The 17,603-nt window shown below is 62.6% G+C and carries 17 protein-coding genes; 7 read left to right on the plus strand and 10 right to left on the minus strand.

All coding sequences use genetic code 11. The annotated features are described in order from the left end of the window. Positions 1 to 83: 83 nt before the first annotated feature. The 5 genes from C8264_RS10875 (at position 84) to C8264_RS10895 (ending at position 5,932) form a co-directional block, all read left to right on the plus strand. Complete coding sequence (locus C8264_RS10875) at positions 84 to 1,085, plus strand: heparan-alpha-glucosaminide N-acetyltransferase (protein WP_162783577.1); 1,002 nt, start codon at positions 84 to 86, stop codon at positions 1,083 to 1,085. 171 nt (positions 1,086 to 1,256) lie between these two features. Then, the gene (locus tag C8264_RS10880; RefSeq protein WP_108461005.1) at positions 1,257 to 3,113 is read left to right on the plus strand and encodes an ABC transporter ATP-binding protein; all 1,857 of its coding nucleotides are present in this window, start codon (positions 1,257 to 1,259) and stop codon (positions 3,111 to 3,113) included. Then, complete coding sequence (locus C8264_RS10885; RefSeq protein WP_162783578.1) at positions 3,110 to 5,008, plus strand: ABC transporter ATP-binding protein; 1,899 nt, start codon at positions 3,110 to 3,112, stop codon at positions 5,006 to 5,008. Before C8264_RS10880 ends, C8264_RS10885 begins: the two co-directional genes overlap by 4 nt. Before the next feature lie 300 nt (positions 5,009 to 5,308). Further along, a complete protein-coding gene (locus C8264_RS10890) occupies positions 5,309 to 5,515 on the plus strand; it encodes a cold-shock protein (protein ID WP_108461006.1) in 207 nt (68 codons plus the stop codon). A 111-nt stretch (positions 5,516 to 5,626) separates the two neighbouring features. Further along, on the plus strand, positions 5,627 to 5,932 hold the full coding sequence (locus C8264_RS10895; protein ID WP_108461007.1) for a hypothetical protein: 306 nt from the start codon (positions 5,627 to 5,629) through the stop codon (positions 5,930 to 5,932). An 84-nt stretch (positions 5,933 to 6,016) separates the two neighbouring features. On the opposite strand, the gene C8264_RS10900 is transcribed toward C8264_RS10895, so the two are convergent. From C8264_RS10900 to hemP, 9 genes are read right to left on the minus strand one after another with little or no spacing between them, the layout of a single operon-like run. Continuing rightward, positions 6,017 to 7,078 carry an energy transducer TonB family protein gene (locus tag C8264_RS10900; RefSeq protein ID WP_108461008.1) on the minus strand — a complete coding sequence of 354 codons (1,062 nt, stop codon included), beginning with the start codon at positions 7,076 to 7,078 and terminating at the stop codon, positions 6,017 to 6,019. A gap of 3 nt (positions 7,079 to 7,081) precedes the next feature. After that, the gene (locus tag C8264_RS10905) at positions 7,082 to 7,513 is read right to left on the minus strand and encodes an ExbD/TolR family protein (protein WP_108461009.1); all 432 of its coding nucleotides are present in this window, start codon (positions 7,511 to 7,513) and stop codon (positions 7,082 to 7,084) included. Then, positions 7,513 to 8,205, minus strand: a complete 693-nt coding sequence (tolQ, locus tag C8264_RS10910) for a protein TolQ (protein ID WP_108461010.1) — start codon at positions 8,203 to 8,205, stop codon at positions 7,513 to 7,515. Before tolQ ends, C8264_RS10905 begins: the two co-directional genes overlap by 1 nt. A 7-nt stretch (positions 8,206 to 8,212) precedes the next feature. After that, positions 8,213 to 8,638 (minus strand): hypothetical protein, encoded by a 426-nt coding sequence (locus tag C8264_RS10915; protein ID WP_108461011.1) that lies wholly within the window; start codon positions 8,636 to 8,638, stop codon positions 8,213 to 8,215. Beyond that, on the minus strand, positions 8,638 to 9,456 hold the full coding sequence (locus tag C8264_RS10920; protein ID WP_108461012.1) for a heme ABC transporter ATP-binding protein: 819 nt from the start codon (positions 9,454 to 9,456) through the stop codon (positions 8,638 to 8,640). Before C8264_RS10920 ends, C8264_RS10915 begins: the two co-directional genes overlap by 1 nt. A 4-nt stretch (positions 9,457 to 9,460) precedes the next feature. Beyond that, positions 9,461 to 10,522, minus strand: a complete 1,062-nt coding sequence (locus tag C8264_RS10925) for a FecCD family ABC transporter permease (RefSeq protein ID WP_245893072.1) — start codon at positions 10,520 to 10,522, stop codon at positions 9,461 to 9,463. Positions 10,523 to 10,560: 38 nt separating this feature from the next. Beyond that, positions 10,561 to 11,430: a heme/hemin ABC transporter substrate-binding protein gene (locus tag C8264_RS10930; protein ID WP_108461014.1), complete on the minus strand. Its 870-nt coding sequence runs from the start codon at positions 11,428 to 11,430 to the stop codon at positions 10,561 to 10,563. A gap of 8 nt (positions 11,431 to 11,438) precedes the next feature. After that, complete coding sequence (locus C8264_RS10935; RefSeq protein ID WP_108461015.1) at positions 11,439 to 12,494, minus strand: hemin-degrading factor; 1,056 nt, start codon at positions 12,492 to 12,494, stop codon at positions 11,439 to 11,441. A 9-nt stretch (positions 12,495 to 12,503) separates the two neighbouring features. Beyond that, positions 12,504 to 12,671: a hemin uptake protein HemP gene (gene hemP / locus C8264_RS10940; protein WP_108461016.1), complete on the minus strand. Its 168-nt coding sequence runs from the start codon at positions 12,669 to 12,671 to the stop codon at positions 12,504 to 12,506. A 194-nt stretch (positions 12,672 to 12,865) separates the two neighbouring features. On the opposite strand from hemP, the gene C8264_RS10945 reads away from it, so the two are divergent. Both C8264_RS10945 and C8264_RS10950 read left to right on the plus strand, forming a co-directional pair. Continuing rightward, positions 12,866 to 14,929, plus strand: a complete 2,064-nt coding sequence (locus C8264_RS10945; protein WP_108461017.1) for a TonB-dependent receptor domain-containing protein — start codon at positions 12,866 to 12,868, stop codon at positions 14,927 to 14,929. A gap of 110 nt (positions 14,930 to 15,039) precedes the next feature. Next, a complete protein-coding gene (locus C8264_RS10950; RefSeq protein ID WP_108461018.1) occupies positions 15,040 to 15,291 on the plus strand; it encodes a DUF6894 family protein in 252 nt (83 codons plus the stop codon). 175 nt (positions 15,292 to 15,466) lie between these two features. Here the strand turns inward: C8264_RS10950 and glgX are convergent, their stop codons facing one another. Next, positions 15,467 to 17,545, minus strand: a complete 2,079-nt coding sequence (gene glgX / locus C8264_RS10955) for a glycogen debranching protein GlgX (RefSeq protein ID WP_108461019.1) — start codon at positions 17,543 to 17,545, stop codon at positions 15,467 to 15,469. Positions 17,546 to 17,603 lie beyond the last annotated feature (58 nt).

Here is a 17,603-nt window from a genome sequence, read left to right on the forward strand (position 1 = left end):
GGGAACCTCTGTTATCAAGCGCAAGGAAACCGAGATTCCCGCTTTCGCGGGAATGACACCGAGAATTGGACAATGCAGATCCCATGACCGATCCTCGTTCGTCTAAACCCCGCTTCGCCGTCGTCGACATCGCCCGGGGCGTCGCGATCATCGCCATGATCGCCTATCACCTTTGCTGGGACCTCAGCTATTTCCGCTTCATTTCCGCCGATGTGGGCTATGACCCGCAATGGGTGGCCATAGCCCGCACCATCCTGAGTGCCTTCCTGTTCCTGGTCGGCGTCGGCCTAGTGCTCGGTCATGGTCGCGGCATTCGCTGGCGCGCATTCTGGCGCCGGTGGTGGTTCGTGCTGGCCGGCGCGCTGCTGATTACGCTGGGCACCTTCATCGCCTTCCCGGCAAGCTTTGTTTATTTCGGCGTCCTGCACGCCATTGCCCTGTTCAGCGTTCTCACCCTGCCGTTCCTGCTCGCGCCGCTATGGCTGCCCATCGCCGTGGCGATACTGGTCATCGCCCTGCCCTGGTTCTATTCGGACGCGCTGTTCAATGCCAAACCCTTCTCCTGGATCGGCTTCTGGCAAGTGCCGCCGCCCGCCAATGATCTGGTCCCGCTGTTTCCCTGGTTCGGTGTGGTGCTGCTGGGGGTCGTCGCCACGCGGATCGTCCTGGCGTCCCCGCTTGCCACACGCCTCGCCGCCATCAATCCGCTGGGGCGACTGCCGCGCGTCCTCGCCTTCGTGGGCCGCCGGAGCCTGTTGATCTATTTGCTGCATCAGCCGCTGCTCCTGGCGCTGATCTATCCGGCTGCCGCCATCGCGCAGCCGCAGATCGCCATGCGGCAATCCGATTTCCTCGGCTCCTGCCAGAGCACCTGTGAAGAGGGCGGCACCGCGCCCGGGCTCTGCACCACTTATTGCCAATGCGGCCTCAAGACCATCGAGGACAATGATTTGTGGGAGGCGGTCTATTCCGGCCTGCTGACTGCGCAGGAGCAGACGATCCTTGATGCCAGCAACCGGCAATGCTCGGCAGTAATCTATCCAGAACTCAACCTTGTGGCGCCCGAGGACTTGCCCGCCCCCTGATTGCGACAGTTCCGCCACTGATTTGCGTTTTTTGCTTAGATTCGATCTTGAATGGTAGGGCGAATGGGCATTCTATAGGGAGCGCGAGTTTATTTTTTTGTTCGATCCGTGGCTAACGGTTTGCTCCGCCCCCGTTTCGAACTCCACATTTTAAGAAGTCTGGATACTTCCTTGACCACCGATAAGGCTGGCCGCGTCCATTCACGCGGCGATGCACAGGCACATGTTGCCGCTGCCCATGCGGGCAAAGGTCAAAGCCCATTATTGCGGATCACGCTTTATTCGCTGCGCCATCCCTGGCGGGCCGCTGCCGCTATCGGGGCGACAATCATCGCCTCGGTGTTGCAATTGATGATCCCCCGGCTTCTGGGTCACGCCGTCGATCAGGCGCAGGGTATCCTCAGCGTTGGCGCCGAGGGCGCCGAACAGGCGCTGTTCTGGAGCGCCATGACCCTCCTCGCGGTGTCGGTCGCGCGCGGCGTTTTCACCTTGTGCCAGAACTATTTCTCGGAATCGGTCGGCCACCATGTCGGCTACGAGTTGCGCCTGGCCTTCTACGACAAGGTTCAGCGCCTGCCCTACGCCTATCACGACAAGGTCCATACCGGCGATCTGATCACCATGGGCCTGCTCGACCTCGATGGCGTGCGCATGTTCTTCTCGACCGGGCTGGTGCGCGTCGTCCTGCTCTCGGTGCTGATCGGGGTCGGCGCCTATATGCTGCTCTCGACCGATGTGGTGCTGGGCCTGCTGGCGCTCAGCTTCGTGCCCTTCGTCGCCTGGCGCTCATCAGTGGCGCAACTGACCCTGCGCGCCACATGGATTGTGCTGCAGGACAAGCTCTCCGCCCTGACCCGCGTGATGGAAGAGAACCTGGGCGGCATCCGCGTGGTGCGCGCCTTTTCCGCGCAGAATTTCGAACTCGCCAAGTTCGAAGCGGCGTCCGAGGCGGCGCTGGAGCTGTCACACGAACGCGTCGGCATTCGCGTGCGCAACACCTCGATCATGACCTTTTCCTTCTTTGCCGCCATGGGGCTGGTGCTCTGGATCGGTGGCACAAAAGTCATCGCGGGCGAAATGAGCGTGGGCACGCTTGCCTCGTTCCTCACCTTCATGACCATCCTGCAGATGCCGGTTCGCCAATTGGGCATGATGGTCAATTCCTTTGCCCGCGCCTCCATCTGCGGCAATCGCCTGTTCAGCTTCATCGATGAACCCATCAGCATTGCCGACAAGCCCGGCGTGCCGGACCTGAAGGTCAGCAAGGGCATTCTTCGCTTCGAAGACGTGCGGTTCACCTATCCTGGCGCCACCCATCCGACGCTGGATGGCGTTTCGTTCGAAGCCCATCCCGGCCAGACCATCGGCATTGTCGGCGCGCCGGGAAGCGGGAAATCCACCCTGGCCCACCTCATCCCGCGCTTCTACGATGTTTCCGGGGGCAGGATCACCATCGATGGGCAGGATGTCAGCGAAGTGTCGCTGCAATCGCTACGCCGCTCGGTTGCCGTGGTGCAGCAGGATTCATTCCTCTTCACCACCACCATCGAAAACAACATCGCCTATGGCGACCCGTGGTCCAAGGAAACCAAGATCGAAAGAGCAGCCGAAAGCGCGCAGCTCCACAATTACATCAAGGGACTTCCCCTGGGCTACGACACGGTTGTGGGCGAACGCGGCGTATCGCTTTCCGGCGGCCAGCGGCAACGTCTGGCGATCGCACGCAGCCTGGTGCTTAAACCCGCCGTGATGGTGTTCGACGACTCCACCGCCGCCATTGACGCCGGCACCGAGCATCGTATCCGCAGCGCCATTCGCCGCTACGCCAAGGACCGGGTCACCCTGGTGATCTCTCACCGATTGAGTTCGCTCCTGCACGCCGACATGATCCTGTTCCTCGAAGACGGCAGAATCGTCGAGAGCGGCAGCCATGAGGAGCTTTTGGCAAAAGGCGGACGCTACCGGGCGCTCTATGATTTGCAGACCCGGCCAGACGAGGACATTCATTTCGGGAGTGCGGCACAGTGAGCGTTATCGAGGAAGACGACCGCGAGACTGCCCGCTTCCCCGGCCAGCGCCCACCGCGCGCCAGCGTCGGCTCGCACCGCATCGAAGAAGAAGTCTTCGGCAAGGCATATGACCCGCGCACCGTCCGCCGCATCTGGGCGTTCGTTAAGCCCTATCGGCGCAAGATTTACCTCTCGGTGGCGGCCGTCCTGGTCTTCACCGCGACCCAGCTCGCCATTCCCCTGATCATCGGCCGCGCCATCGACAGCGGCATGACGGAAGGCGGCAACCACACCAATCTGCTATGGGCCGTAGGCATGTTCGCCGTGGTGCTCCTGGTCAATTACGGCGCCTCGTTCGTGCAGGAAACCCAGGTCGGCAAGGTTGCCGAGAACGTGCTGTTCGACATGCGCCGGGCGATGTTCGCCCAGCTGCAACGCGTTTCCCTCAGCTTCATGGACAAAACCGAAGTCGGCCGCCTGATGAGCCGGCTGCAGGGCGACGTCAGCTCCATGCAGGAGTTCCTCGAAACCTCCGTCATTTCGGTGGGCGACATGGTGCTCCTCGTCGGCATCATTGTTGTGCTGCTGACGCTCGATTTCCGGCTGGGGCTGCTGACGCTTTCCACCATGCCGGTGCTGTTTATCGTGCGCATTTTCTGGCTGCCCCGCGCCAAGCGTGCCTTCTGGGCCGCGCATGAAACCAATTCGATCACCGCGGGCGCCATGGCCGAAGGCATCAATGGCGTGCGCACCGTGCAGAATCTGGACCGCCAGAAGGTCAATTTCGACCTCTATGACGACAAGGCTTATGCGAACCTGCAAACCCAGCTGACCGGCTCGCGCTACGCCCAGGTCATGGTACCGATCGTGGACAGCCTCACCGGCATGGCCATGGCTATTGTCATAGTCGTTGGCGGTTCGCTCGTGCTCAACGGGAGCCTCGAGATCGGCGTGATCGTCGCGTTCATCTTCTATATCCAGCGCTTCTTCGACCCGATCCGCTCGCTGACCATGCAGTATTCCATCATGCAGCGCGCCATGACCTCGGGCCGCCGCATCACCGAAGTGCTCGATGTTCCCGCCTCGATCACCGACAAGCCCGATGCCATTACCCTGACGCGCGACATGGATGGCTCGGTCGAGTTCCGCAATGTGGACTTCGGCTATAGCGCCGACCGGCCCGTGCTCAAAAACGTCAGCTTCGTGGTCAAGCCCGGCGAAACCGTCGCCCTGGTCGGTCCTACCGGCTCGGGCAAGACGTCCGCCATGTCGCTGGTGCACCGCTTCTACGAAGTGCAGTCAGGCGCGGTGCTCGTCGGCGGGCACGACGTGCGCGACGTCACCCAGGAATCGCTGGGCGAGCAGGTGGCGATGGTGCTGCAGGAGCCATTCCTGTTCACCGGCAGCGTCTTCGACAACATCCGCTACAACAAGGTTTCGGCGACGCTCGATGATGTGATTGCTGCCTGCAAGGCGGTGGGCGCGCACGACTTCATCATGCGCCTGCCCGGCGGCTATGACAGTGTTCTGGAGCAACGTGGCTCCAATCTCTCGCTCGGGCAGCGCCAATTGCTCAGCTTCGCCCGGGCGCTGGTGGCCGACGCCAAAATCCTGGTGCTCGACGAAGCAACCGCCAATATCGACAGTTACACCGAGCGGCAGATCCAGAAGGCCCTCGTCACCCTGTTGCAGGGCCGCACTGGCATGGTGATAGCCCATCGCCTCGCCACCATTCGCGGCGCTGACCGCATCATCGTGCTGCAGAATGGCGAGCTGATCGAGAGCGGCAATCATGACGAACTCATGGCCAGGGACGGGCTCTACGCCAAGCTCTACAACATGAACTACGCCAGCTTCGACGACATTCCCGACGAACTGGTGGCGCAGGCAAATGCCAGGGCCGCAAACACCTGAACCGGTGCTGCGGCCCTCGCCGGGCGTGCTATTTCTCCCCTCCGGGATCAGGCTAAATGCCTGTAAGAACATGGCCTTTTGCGTGGCAGAACGATCAGGTCAGAAGAAAGCCTTGCCATTGCCGAGATCTGCCCTATATTAGCGACATACGTTTCAGCTCAAGACAGCTGTCTAAATGCCGGGTTACCGGTTTTGGCTCTTCCTGATTTTTGCGAGCGTGTTAGACCCAACCAGCATGTTGCTGGCTGGGAGCGACGTCGTGCCAATGCACGGACGTCACAAAAACCAAGGACTACTGCCATGATCACCGGCACCGTAAAATTTTTTAACGCAACCAAAGGCTTCGGCTTTATCTCGCCAGAAGGCGGCGACAAGGACGCGTTCGTTCATATCTCCGCTGTCGAGCGTTCGGGCCTTGCTGGCCTCTACGAAGGCGACAAGGTGACCTACGAGCTCGAGACCGGCCGCGACGGCAAGATGTCGGCGACCAACCTGACCCTGCTCTAGCATTTTTGGGGTTGGGGTGCCCAGCACCCCGGCCCCGCCTCCTGCAGAGCAGTCGAGGCCAATACAAAAGAAGGGTCCAAGCCTAAAGGGCAGGACCACATGAGAGACTTAATGACATTTATGGACTTCAACGCTCGCGCCGAGCTTTATCTTGGCAGCGACCGGAATACTGCGCTCGAACAAGGACCGAGGACCTTCCGTACCGCAGCTCAAGCACTTCGCTTCGCCTTTGAACAGGCGGCTCCCGTGAGCCTGCGCGGCGCCAGCCTCAAGGTCGGCAACCGGAGCTATCTGGCCCACGAACTGCGCCAGCTCTACCGGAGCCCCGACTACCCCCTGCCCCGCCAGGAAGCCACCGAGCCGCGCCGCAAGCGCCGCCTGCCCTTCTACGGCGCAACCTTCGCCAACGCCGCGTAAAGCAGCGCTGGCCTAAGAACACCGTGCTGCCCTCAGGCTTGACCCGAGGGAAGCACGGTGGGCGGGGGTAAATCTGACCCACCGCTAGTTCCGAACAAACCCCAGCGGAAAATCAAACGTCTTGCTGGCAAACCCCGCATTGGCCGGAATCGGCGGGAAGGGCGCCGCGCGGGAAACCGTGTCCAGCGCCGCCTGGTCTAGCACCGGATGGCCTGATGATCGCACCACCTGCATGCCCGATGCGCCCCCCTGCGCCGCTACGGTGAACCGCACCACGACTTCCCCGCGCTCGCCATTGGCAGCACGCGGATAGCGCAGGGCACCCGCCAGGCGCCGGCTGACCTGACGTTCCCATGATGCCGTATCCGCCGAGCCGCCCCCGCCATTGCTGCCATTCTGACCAGCACTGGCAGGCGCAGCCACGGCATCGGCATTGTTGCGGCCGCCATTGCCGGCCTCGCTGGCCGGGCGGCTCTTGGCGGGCTGCTGCACTGCAGCCTGTTGCTGCGGCTTCGGCCTCTGGCGGGCCGTGGGCGCATCGGGGCGCTTGAAGCTGAGCGTATGCGGCACCGGCGCGATTTTAGCGTCGGCGACCATTTGCGGTTCGATTACCTCAGGTGCCACGGCGGTTTGGACGTCAACCGGTTCGGCCGAAGACGCTTCGGCTTTTGCGGGTGCGACTGTTTCAAGCGGCTCGACAGTCGAAGCCTCCGCCTGAACCGGCATCACGGTGTCCACTGGTTCCGCCGACAGCATGGCAGTCACCAGGATGTTGGTTTCCACCGGCGTTTCAACCGCTTCCACCGCCTGCGCCCTTTGCGGTGTCACGGCTTTCTGGGTGACCGGCTCGAGCCTCTCCGGCTCGGCCGCCGTCAATCGGCTGGTCGTGGCCTCCACCGTTTCAGATTGGATAGGCTCCAGCACGGGCGGCGGGACTGCTTCGGCACCGGCCGAAACCAGGGTCTGGGTGGCACTGCTGACAATTGTTTCGGTGGTATTGGTTGACACACTGCTAACGTTGACGATGTCAACGGTTATTGCTCCGGGCGCTGCGGCGTCCTCGGCTTCCGGCCAGGCAAAGCCCACCAGCGCCGTTCCGAAGATGGCGGCATGAACAAGCAGCGAGCCGAAAAAAGCATAACGCATCGCTCAAGGCGTCCCGGCCGGGTTGGTGACGAGGCCGATCCGGCCGTAACCTGCGGCCGACAATTGCGCCATCACTTCCATGATCGCGCCATAGGCCGTGCTCGTGTCCCCGCGCACATAGAGGCGCTCGTCGGTGCCTTCCACCGCCAGCGCCTCCACCGCAGCAACAAGCGTTTCCAGCGTCGTCGGCTCGCCATCGATCGAGAGGGCCCCATCGGGCTCGACCGTCACGGTGATGGGCTTGCTCTGGAGCGGCATGGCCTGCGCCTGCGTCTCGGGCAGATCGATCGGCACGCCCATGGTCATCAGGGGCGCCGCGACCATGAAGACGATCAGCAGCACCAGCATCACATCCACCATGGGCGTGATGTTGATGTCGCTGATTGGGCGGCGACCGCGCCGGCCCTTACCCTTCTTGCCCAGCGCCATGCCCATCAGAGTGCCTTGCCTGCGTCCAGCTGGCGCGACAGCAGGGCAACCAGTCGGTTGGCGAAGCCATCGATGCGGGCGATCAGCTTGTCCGCATCGGCGCTGAGCTTGTTGTAGGCGACCACCGCCGGAATGGCGGCCAGCAATCCCAGGGCCGTCGCGAGCAGCGCCTCGGCAATGCCCGGCGCCACGACGGCTAGGCTGGTGTTTTCGGCCGAGGCAATGGCGGTAAAGGCATTCATGATGCCCCAGACGGTGCCGAACAGCCCGACAAACGGGCCAGCGCTGCCGATGGTCGCAAGAAAGCCCAAGCGCTTTTCCAGCACCGCGCTTTGCTCGCTCACCGCAAGGTCCAGCGCAATCTCGAGCCGGCTCTGCAGGCCCACGGAAGTCGCCGCCTGCGCTGCGTGGCTCTTGTCCCATTCTTCCATGGCCGCGAGGAACACGGCCGACAATCCGCTCTGTGCACCCGCGCTATAATCATTGCGCAATTCGGCCAGCGGCCGGCCCGAAGCGAAAGCCCGGTCGAACGCCGCCATTTCGCGCTTGGCCTTGCCATAGGCTGCAAGCCGGTTGGCGATGATCGCCCAGACCCAGACCGAGGCGATGACCAGCCCGACCATGACGGATTTGACGACCAAGTCGGCCTGCATGAACAGGGCGAACATGGAGAAATCATGCGCGGCTACGGTTTCCATGCCTGCCTCAGACGCCGAACGCGATGGACGGACGCGCGGTGGTGACGAGGCCATCGAGACACGCACCGGGCTCCAGCCCTTCGCCCTCGCAGGCGGTGACGTCATTGATCAGCAAGCGCCCGATATCGTCGCAGGCCAGATCCTTGAGCTGGAACTGCAGCACCTTGGTTTTGCCGTCGGTCAAACCGGTGAAGTCCAGCGTCACGATGCGGTCGATGCCACCATCGGCGGTAAAGAACGCCATCTCGACGCCAGCCCGGTCGATCGCCGAACCCAGCGTATTGGTTGCAAGAAACGTCACCCGGCATCCGGCTTCGGCCGGCTGCAGGGCATTGAGTTCCAGCGCCAGGGATGGTGCGGGTGCTGCGTCCTGCGCGATTGCCGCCGGCAGGGTTAGCGCGGAGGTGAAGAGGGCGAAAAGAAACTTGTTCATCAGGCAACCTTGGAGGTGGGGAGCGCCGCGCCGTCAGCGGACTGCGGCAGGACAAAGGGAATGTGCGCCGCGGGGACCCTGCCCACGCGCATCGGGCAATCGAACACTTCGGCAATCAGCCGGTCGGTGAGGATGTCGCGCGGCGCGCCGACCCCGGCAAGCCGGCCGCTGCGGATCGCCACGATCTGATCGGCATAAAGAGCCGCAAGGTTCAGATCATGGAGAATGGCGAGCACCCCGCCCCCGGCCCTTGCGAACTGGCGCGCCACATCCATGATCAGCATCTGATGCCTGATATCGAGGCTCGATACCGGCTCGTCGAGAAACAGGTAACGCGGCGCACCATCGAGCACCGGCAGCCAGACCTGCGCCAGAACGCGCGCCAATTGCACGCGCTGCTGCTCACCCCCGGACAATTCGCCATAAAAGCGCCCGCCGAAGCCGGCGAGGTCCACCCGCGCCAGGGCCTCGTCGGGCAGACGGCGCAATGCTGCCTGCGGCACGCCGGGATGCCCTGCGGTCAGCCCCAGCGCCACCACTTCGCGCACGGTAAATGGAAACGGCAAGGTGCTCGCCTGCGGCAACACAGCCCGCAGCGACGCTGCCGCGACTGCATTGAGGCCGGCAATATCGCGCCCATTGATGCGGATTTCTCCGGCGTAGTCATAGTCACGGCACAGTGCCTTCATCAGCGTCGACTTGCCCGAGCCATTGGGGCCGATCACCGCCGTTAGCTGGCCGGGGGCGGCCGTAAAGCTGATCCCCTGCAGGATGTGCCGGCCGGCAATTTCCACCACAATGTCATCGATTTCGATCATGGTCTCACCAGGCGAATACGGACCGCTTGCGCAGCAGGATCCAGAGGAAAAACGGTCCGCCCACGGCGGCCGTGACGATGCCGATGGGCAGCTCCGCCGGCGCGACGATCACGCGGCTGACGGCATCTGCCATCAGCAGGAACGAGGCGCCCAGCAGCGCGGAAGCCGGCAGCAGATAGCGATGATCGGGCCCGATCACGAGCCGCAGCAGGTGCGGCACCACTATACCGACAAAGCCGATGCCGCCGCTGACCGCCACCGAAGCGCCGGTTGCCGCCGCGACCGCCACGATCACGATATGCTTGAGCCGCTGTACCGGCACGCCCAGATGGCTGGCCGTGGCCTCGCCCAACGTCAGCGCATTGAGCCCCTTGCCCATAAAGCCTGCCGCGATCAGCGCCACGAGAATGATCGGCCCGGAGGTCAAGATCTTGGTCCAGTTGGCGCCGGAGAGCGACCCCATGCCCCAGAAGGTCAGGTCGCGCAACTGGCTATCGGTCGCGACATAGACCAGCACGCCCGTCACCGCCCCGGCCAGCGCGCCAAGGGCGATGCCGGCCAGCAGCATTGTCGCCACCGCCGTATGTCCGCTTCGCGTCGCCACGCGATAAAGAATGAAGGTGGTGACGAGCCCGCCCAGGAACGAGGCGATCTGCAGCGTATAAATGCCGAGGAACGCGGTGAGCGGCGCCAGCGTCGTTGTGCCCAGCACGATGATGCCCACCGCGCCGAGCCCCGCGCCCGCCGACACGCCGACCAGCCCGGGATCGGCCAGCGGATTGCGGAACAGCCCCTGCATCAGCAGGCCCGAAACCGCCAGCCCCGCCCCGATCAGCATGCCGAGCAACATGCGCGGCAGACGGATATTAACGAACACCGCATAGTCCCGAGCGGCCTGCACTTCGCTTGTCGGCGCCAGGCCGAACCAGCCGCGCAGCATGGTCCAGGCGGAAGCGCCCGAGGCGCCCGTGGTCATCGATACCGCCATGGTGACGAGCAGCAGCACGCAAAGAACCACGATGGTCACCTTGCCCAGGCCGCTGCGGTCACCCGCCGGTCGCGCCATGCGCGACATTCCCACTGAAAGCACCTCGGTCACTGCGGCTACTGCCCGTAAAGCGCGTCGACCAGCTCGCCGACGGCGGCGGCGGTGCGCGGTCCAAAGCCCAGCAGATACGCGCCATCAAGCCGGATGATGGCCTTGTTGCGCCCCGCCTCGGTTAGCGCGATTGCCGGATTGGCCAGCAGATCGGCATCGGTCGTGGCGTGGTCGCCACCACGATCCATCATCAGGATCACGTCGGGCGCCGCCTCGATGACGGCCTCTTCGGTCAGCGCCTTGTAGCCGGAATAATCGCCAACCGCGTTAATCGCGCCTGCCAGCTCGATAATGCCATTGGCGGCCGTATCGGTGCCCGAAGCCTGGATCTTGCCGCCATCGGTGGAAAGCACGAACAGTACGCGCTTGCGCTCGGCAATGTCGGCGGTACGCGCTTCGACGGATTTGAGTGCCGTGTCGATCTCGCTGATCAGGGATTCGGCCTTGCCCGGAACGCCCAGGGCCTGCCCGACCGCGCGTACCTTGACGAGAATTCCTTCATGGCTGAAGCTTTCCGGCACGGCTTGATACTGGACGCCGGTGTGCGAGAGCACGTCGAGCGCTTCGGGCGGGCCGCTTCCCTCGATCACCAGCAGCGCCGTCGGGTTGACCGAGAGAACCCCTTCGGGGGCCAGTGCGCGCATATAGCCGACATCGGGCAATTGGGTCGCAGCTTCGGGAAACAGCGCCGTCTGGTCGCGGGCGACGAGTCTTTCCTCTTCGCCCAGCGCGTAGATGATCTCCGTCAGCGAACCGCCGATGGAAACGAGCCGCGAGCTATCGGCAAATTCCTGCAGATCCTGCGCGGTGGCCGGCAGCGCGAGCGCTGCCGACAGAAGCCCGGCAACAAGGCCGGCCTTGCGGAAAAAGGACATTGCCGGCCTCACGCAGCGTTGGTCTGCGAAAACAGCGGCAGCTGTTCCACCAGCGTGCGCCAGCCCGTGCGCTCGTCCTGGCCTTCCTGGCGCTTGCCGAAGAACTGGATGATGAGCTCGCGCTGCGCGTCATAGACTTCCACCGAGGTCACGTGCCCGTCCGAAGTGGGCTTGCGCACCGCCCAGACATGGGCCGCCTGGTCGAGCCGGAAGTGCAGGTGGAAGGTCTCGTCCATGACATTGAGCCATGGGCCCATGGTCTTGACGTTGGTGATGGGGCCGCCATGGATCTGGATGCAGCCATGATTGCCTGCGAAGGCCATGATCGGCAATTGCTCGGTGGCCGCGTCGTTGAACAGCTTGGCGATGGCACCATGGTCGAGCTGGAAGGCGTAATCCTCGCCCACCATTTCCAGCGCATCGAGCCGCTTCAAATTGAGCTCATTGAGCATGCCGAAGAACTGGTGAGTGTCGGTCATCAGCGACCAGCGCTCGCGCAACTGGCTGACACCGGCCGGCTCACCCTTGGCCGCCACCGGCTCCAGCGGCGTTGTGGTGATGGTGTCCACCTGTTCGGCATGGCGCAGATTGTCCACCAGCGCGTTCCAGGCTTCCATATTGGTCGCGGGCCGCGCATGCACCTTGTGCACGGCCATGCCCTGCTGGTCGAAGAACTGCATCGAACGGCGAACCGAACCGTCGTCGTTCTTCTTCTCCACCGCAAAGCCAAAGGCCCAGCGGCTGGGGAAAATGCGCAAATCGATCTGCTCGCCCAGAACGGTCGCGGCACGCTGGCCGACGGATACCCGCTCATAGGGGCCGATCTTTTCGTGCACGGCGCTTTCGTTGCGGGTCAGCGCCATGACTTCTCCACAGGCCGGCAGCCCGTTGAGCAGCGTTGGCACGCTGGGCTCCAGCCGGATGGCACTGCGGCCGACTTCCGCCGCGACGAGTTCGCCTTCGGAGATGGAGTGGATACGCGCAAAATCGCGCTCGCGCATCTCGGGGTGGCGGGCCCGCAATTGGCGGATTTCGGTTGGAGTCTTGGCTGCTGCTTGGTTCATCGATTGGGCCTACTTGGTCAGAATGAGCTTGTTCTGGCGGGTGATGCGCAAGCGATAGGGCGAGCCGTTATGGAGCAGGATGATCTCCTGCCTGCCGTCAAACAGCTCTTGCGTGGTCAGGGTCAAAACGGCCGGAGCCGCAGACCCAGGTGCCTGCCCGTCACTTGGTTGCGTCACTTAAGTTCTCGTCAAATCAGTGGCTTGGCTGGTTTCAACGAACTTGGCTGGGCCGATCTCTGTTTGTTGACTCTACTAATCATGTTAACTAGAAGACGCAATAGGTGATTTTTCAAGTCAGCTTTATGACGAGGTCACGCCGCAGCCAGCGAACAGCCAGCCAGCGCAGAACACGATAATTTCTGGAGTTAAGAATGGGGCTGGTTAAGGCGCATGCTGCCGTACTGATGTGCGGGGCGGCTGTGGGCATTTTGGGTGTGCAGGCAGCGGCCGCGCAATCGAGCAATGTGAACTCGACGAACGTGACGCTGCTGGAGCGTCTGGTGATCGGCGCCGGTGCACCCAAGGTCGCCATCGACACGCCGCAGGCCGTCACGGTTGTCAACCAGGGCGACATCGATGCCGCCCAGGCCACCACGATCGGCGAGATCTTCGATACCGTTCCCGGTGTCACCATGATGGGCTCGGACCGTGCCCTGGGCGAGTCGTTCAACATCCGCGGCATCGGGTCGGCCGAAACCTCGGGCGATGAATCGCGCATCATCGTTACTGTCGATGGCGCCAAGAAGTTCTACGAGCAATACCGCATGGGCTCGTTCTTCTCCGATCCCGAGCTTTACAAGCAGGTCGAAGTGCTGCGTGGCCCCGCCTCCTCCACGCTTTACGGGTCGGGCGCCCTGGGCGGGGTGATCAACTTCACCACCAAGGATGCTTCGGACTTCATCCAGGACGGCTATAGCGGTGCCGCCCGCATCAAGGGGCAGTACAGCTCCAACGGCAACGGCACCCTGGTTTCGGGCGTTCTGGCACAGCAGGTCACCGACAGTTTCGACGTTCTGGCGGCCGGCAATTGGCGCCGTTCGGAGAATTTCGACCTAGCCAATGGCGACGAGCTGTCCGGCTCGGAATTCGATGCGCTGTCCGGCATCATCAAGGGTACGGCGCGCTTTGGCGAGAATGACGAGCAGGTGCTGCGCCTGTCCTATCAGCGCTGGAGCAGCAACGCCGAGGACCAGAACTATTCCCAGACCGGCACGCTGGCTGCCTTTGGGCTGGTCGACCGTGACGTGCTCGACCAGACTGCGGTGCTGTCCTACGAGAATGCCGACCTCGAAAATCCCTGGGTCGATCTCAAGGCCACCCTGTCGTTCTCCGATACGCAGGTGGACCAGTCCGACTCGGCGGTCGGCGCGTTCGGCAATGCCGAATATGGCTACCGGACCTGGCAGGCCAATCTCGAAAACACCTCCGAATTTTCCGGCGAGAATTGGGAGAACTATTTGACCTACGGCATCCAGTTCAGCCGGCAGGATCGTACCGCAGAGTCTTCTATGGGCGATGGCGTCATCGGCACGCATCCCGAAGGCGAGGACACGCGCCTCGGCCTCTTCGTGCAAAACGAGTTCATCTATGACGAGCGGCTGACCATCATTCCGGGCGTGCGCGGCGATTTCGTCTGGCAGGCCCCCGAAATCAGCCGCCCGGAGCATCGCAGCGTCGAGGATTTCGCCCTTTCCCCCAAGATTGCGGCACTCTACGAGCTTAGTGACAATGTCTCGGTATTCGGCTCGATTGCCCATACCGAGCGCCTGCCGTCGCTTGACGAACTCTTCCAGTATGGCGATGCGCGCACGCCCAGCCTGCAGCTGGAGAAGGAATCCTCCAACAATTTCGAGGCGGGCTTTGCCATCTCGGCGTTCGAGCTGATCCAGGAGGGCGACCAGGCCGCGGTCAAGGTCACCGGCTTTTACAGCGACATCGAAAACCTGATCGAAGCCAATCCGCGCGGCGTCCCCGGCCCCTACTATTCCAACGTCTCCAACGCGGCCATTTATGGCGTCGAGGTCGAAGGCTCCTATGAATCGGGCAATCTGTTCGCCCGGCTGGCCTATACCTCGACCTTCGGCGAGAACACCGACACGGGCGAGCAGCTCACCTCGATCCCGGCGCACAAGCTGGTGGCGACGCTGGGTGCCCGCAATGACGAGTACGGCCTGGAATACGGCGTCAAGGGCACCTTCGCCGCCTCCACCGACACAGGCGTCGCTCCGTCCGGCGGCGGCTCCACTGAAACCTCGGGCTACATGACCTTCGATGCCTACACCGCCTGGAAGCCTACCACGGGCGTCCTGAAGGGCACCGAGGTGCGGTTCGGGGTCGATAACATCCTCGACACCGACTATCGCGACAACCAATCGCCAGACCGTTCCATCGGGCGAACCTTCAAGCTGTCGCTGTCCAAGCAGTTCGACTGGTAGCAATCCCAGCCCCGGCCAAGCGCCGGGGCTTTTTGTTGGGTCCAGCCAATTTGTGAAGAGCCGGCAATGAACGAATTCGCGCCGCTGGCCTTGTTCCAGCGGAGAGTTTCATGTCCGTCTTCTACTTCGACGTTTTGCAGGATGGCGATCTCGAGATCGACCATGTCGGCATCGAGTGCCGCGATATCGAACACGCCCAGGCCGAGGCCCACCGCGCGGCCATCGAAATGGCCATGGACGTCCACTCCAGCCAACTCGCCCTCAAGATCGTAGTCGCCGACCAGAACTACCGCCAGGTTCTCTGGCTAACCATCAGCATCGACTCAGGCGAGATCCAGCCGAGCGTGGAGATGCGGCATTAGGGTTATGTGATGAATGTTCGCCTCCTTTTTTGAAGGGAGGGTTCCTGTCCTGCACTTGCTAGCTTTCCAATTTATCACCGCGTCATTCCCGCGAAAGCGGGAACCCCTGTTTTGAAACGGAGGTTCCCGCTTTCGCGGGAATGACGCGGTGGATGGAACTAACAGGAGACGAGGCCTACCGCAGCACGATCAACGACCGCGGCCCCATCTTGATCGCCGCCCCACCAGCCACGTTCCGCACGCCACTTTCAAACGTATCGATCTCGGTCACCCAATCCCCGCCGCCTTCGCGTTGGGGCACGACGAAATCGACCTCTCCGTCATGGGGGTTGAACAACACCAGCAATTCCCACCACACCCCGTCCTGGCCCTTGAGGTCATCGCGTGACAGGCGCAGGCCCAGTGTGGTGGCGCCGGCGTCTTCCCAATGTTCGCTCGACTGTTCGCCGCCGCCCGGATTGTACCAGGTGACGCCCATCATATCGCGCCAGTTCTCGCGGTGCACCAGGGGCTGGGCGTTGCGGATGGCGATGACCTTGCGCATGAACTCGGTCAGCGCCTTGCCGGTGTCCCCGATATCCCAGTTCACCCAGCTGATCTCGCTGTCCTGGGCATAGCCATTATTGTTGCCGCCCTGGGTGCGTCCGAATTCGTCGCCCGCCAGCAGCATGGGCGTGCCGTGCGAGAGGAACAGGGTGGCGAGGAAATTGCGCTTTTGCCGTTCCCGGATCTCGATGATGCCCTGGTCGTCCGTCTCGCCTTCCGCGCCATAGTTGAAGCTGCGGTTGTCGTTGTGACCGTCGTTATTGTCCTCCCCGTTCGCCTCGTTGTGCTTCTCGTTGTAGGAGACCACATCGTGCAGGGTAAAACCGTCATGGGCGGTGATGAAGTTGACGCTGGACCATGGCCGGCGGCCGCGCAGATCGTAGACGTCGGCCGAGCCCGTAAAGCGCGCCGCGAAGTCACCGGAGGTGTCGTCGGTGTCCTTCCAGTAGTCGCGCACCGTGTCGCGATACTTGTCGTTCCACTCGGCCCAGCCGGGCGGGAAGCCACCCACCTGATAGCCACCGGGACCGATATCCCACGGCTCACCCACGAGCTTGACCTTGGCGAGCGTGGGGTCCTGCCCCACGGCATCGAAGAACCCGCCCCGCTGGTCGAACCCGTGCGGTTCGCGCCCCAGAATGGTGCCCAGGTCGAACCGGAAGCCGTCGATATGCATCTCGTCGGACCAGTAGCGCAGGGAGTCCGTTATCATCTGCAACACGCGCGGATGGCTGGTGTTGACCGTATTGCCGGTGCCCGTATCGTTGATGTAGTAGCGCGCCTCCTCGGGCATCGTGCGATAATAGGAAAAGTTGTCGATGCCCTTCCAGGAGAGCGTCGGCCCCATCTCATTGCCTTCGGCGGTGTGGTTGTAGACCACGTCCATGATCACTTCGAGCCCGGCATCGTGGAAGGCGCGGATGGTGCTGCGCAGCCCGTTGATGCCGTTTGGACCATAATAGCGGCTCGCCGGCGCGAAAAAGCCCAGCGTGTTGTAGCCCCAGTAATTGTGCAGACCCTTGTGAAGCAGGAAATCGTCGTCGGGGAAGTAGTGGATCGGCAGCAATTCCACCGAGGTCACGCCGGTGGATTTGATGTAGTCGACGATCTCGCGCTGCCCGAGTCCCTCGAAGGTGCCACGCAACTCCTCCGGAACAGCTGGGTGAAGCTTGGTGAAACCCTTTACGTGCGTCTCGTAGAAAATGGTCTTGGCCCAATCGATATTGGGCTTGCTGTCCCCGCTCCAATCATAGGCATTGGGGTCAACCACCCTGGCCTTGGGCATGAAAGGGGCGCTGTCCTCTTCGTTGAAGGAGAGGTCCTTTTCCTCACTGTCGGCGAGATAGCCGAAATGGGCGGATGACCATTGCACATCACCCACCACTTCCTGGGCATAGGGGTCCAGCAACAATTTGTTGGAATTGAACCGGTGCCCGTTCTCGGGATCGAAGGCTCCGTGCACGCGATAGCCATAGAGCGTACCCGGCCCAACGCCGGGCAGATAGGCGTGCCAGACTTCGTTGGTATATTCGGGCAACACGATCCGTTCGACCTCGGCGCCGCTCGAGGGATCGAAAAGGCAGAGTTCGACGCGGTCGGCATAGGCGGAGAACAGGGCAAAGTTGGTGCCCTCCCCGTCCCAGTGGGCGCCCAAGCGAGTATGATCACCCGACAGGATCTGGCGAGACGGCGAATACAGGTCTGACATGCAAGGCTTTCCCCAAGTGGTCCGTATAAACGGGGCTGCCATCGGGAAAGTTGCTGGG

The sequence above is a fragment of the Devosia naphthalenivorans genome (assembly GCF_003056355.1).
Classification (GTDB): Bacteria; Pseudomonadota; Alphaproteobacteria; order Rhizobiales; family Devosiaceae; genus Devosia; species Devosia naphthalenivorans.